Below are 1,115 nucleotides of genomic sequence, written 5' to 3' on the forward strand. Positions count from 1 at the left end.
GGCTCTAACTACTTGTAGGCACACGGTTTCAGGATCTATTTCACTCCCCTTCCGGGGTGCTTTTCACCTTTCCCTCACGGTACTGGTTCACTATCGGTCACTAGGGAGTATTTAGCCTTGGGAGATGGTCCTCCCGGATTCCGACGGAATTTCTCGTGTTCCGCCGTACTCAGGATCCACTCTGGAGGGAATGAACTTTCAGCTACGGGGCTATTACCCTGTCTTGCGGATCGTTCCAGGTCGCTTCGCTTAATCCATTCCTTTGTAACTCCGTATAGAGTGTCCTACAACCCCAGAAGGCAAGCCTTCTGGTTTGGGCTGATCCCGTTTCGCTCGCCGCTACTTGGGGAATCGCATTTGCTTTCTCTTCCTTCAGGTACTTAGATGTTTCAGTTCCCTGAGTCTGCCTTCTCATGTGCTATGTATTCACACATGGATACTGCTCCATTACGAACAGTGGGTTTCCCCATTCGGAAATCCCCGGATCACAGCTCACTTACAGCTCCCCGAGGCATATCGGTGTTAGTGCCGTCCTTCTTCGGCTCCTAGTGCCAAGGCATCCACCGTGCGCCCTTATTAACTTAACCACTGAATGGTCAAAAAAAATAAGTTGATCGCAATCGCGACCACGCTACTATGATGCTTGTTTCTTAATCAATGTCGATCTATCCAGTTTTCAAAGAACAAGTTTGAAAGTGCTCCGTAAGGAGTGAACCTTCAAAACTGAACGCAAAACGTCAACCCGATTCCGAAAAATCGGTTCCGATAAAATCCTTAGAAAGGAGGTGATCCAGCCGCACCTTCCGATACGGCTACCTTGTTACGACTTCACCCCAATCATCTGTCCCACCTTCGGCGGCTGGCTCCCGTAAGGGTTACCCCACCGACTTCGGGTGTTACAAACTCTCGTGTCGTGAGATGTTGGGTTAAGTCCCGCAACGAGCGCAACCCTTGATCTTAGTTGCCAGCATTCAGTTGGGCACTCTAAGGTGACTGCCGGTGACAAACCGGAGGAAGGTGGGGATGACGTCAAATCATCATGCCCCTTATGACCTGGGCTACACACGTGCTACAATGGACGGTACAAAGGCTGTCTCTTATACACATCTCCGAGC

1 rRNA gene and 1 other annotated feature are annotated in these 1,115 nt (G+C 50.3%); the gene reads right to left on the reverse strand.

Features of this window, described 5'->3' with window-relative positions:
- Positions 1-587: ribosomal RNA gene (locus KTG14_RS17750) — 23S ribosomal RNA — on the reverse strand; the annotation flags it as partial.
- Positions 588-778: 191 nt separating this feature from the next.
- Positions 779-1,115 (reverse strand) — a sequence feature (most likely nonfunctional fraction of RNA operon).

Origin of the sequence: Planococcus sp. CP5-4_YE (assembly GCF_019042655.1) — a bacterium.
Classification (GTDB): domain Bacteria; phylum Bacillota; class Bacilli; order Bacillales_A; family Planococcaceae; genus Planococcus.